The organism is Cupriavidus sp. 01L46 (assembly GCF_056399905.1).
Window position 1 is genome coordinate 1 of record NZ_JBFTSF010000684.1, and the last position, 642, is coordinate 642.

General features: G+C 60.3%; 2 protein-coding genes. Both read right to left on the reverse strand.

Annotated features, from left to right (window positions below; translation table 11 throughout):
• Positions 1 to 178 (reverse strand): XdhC family protein (locus AC1DS3_RS39310; RefSeq protein ID WP_477129458.1); only part of this gene is annotated, 178 nt, incomplete at its 3' end.
• A gap of 142 nt (positions 179 to 320) precedes the next feature.
• The coding region (locus AC1DS3_RS39315; RefSeq protein ID WP_477129457.1) for an MFS transporter at positions 321 to 642 on the reverse strand (322 nt) is incomplete at its 5' end.

A 642-nucleotide genomic window follows, 5' to 3' on the forward strand; every position in this document is an offset into this window, starting at 1 on the left:
CAATGCAGCCTCCTGAAACGGAGCCCACGACCGCACCGCTTTCGCACAAGGCCATGATTGAGCCAACCGGACGGGGCGACGACCCCCAAGTACGAACTACGGTCGCGAGCAAGGCCCGCTTTCCGGCCGTACGCCAATCACGCAGCTTTCGCAGCACCGTCACATCCAGATTCTCCATGCTCAACCTCTTCAGAGCTACTCGTTGGGCTAACCCAAATGCACGCGGCCCCACATCGCGCCATCTTGCTCACAGCTTTACCCGTGAAGCATCAGAGACTTCGCTCACACTTCCCGGAAACGCCCTTCCAACTCGCGGGCTATCACTTGTCATCCCTCAAGCTTCCAGCTGGCACTGCAGCTCGCGTAGCCAGGCGTGTGCCGCTTCGTTCCGTAAAGGAAATCAATGCGGCGACTAGAAGCACCCCGGCTGCGAGATAGAGCCAATACACATAACTGCCCGAATGATCAAAGAGTTGTCCCGCCAGGAACGGGCCAACACCGCCACCAATCGCCACGGCCGCGTACACGCCGCCGAAGGTCGTGCTATAGCGTTTCAGTGGGAAACGTCGGCCGACGAGGTAGGCGGCGAGATCGAACTCTGCGCCAACCGAGAACCCCGTGAGGAGCAAGCCGACGAGGACG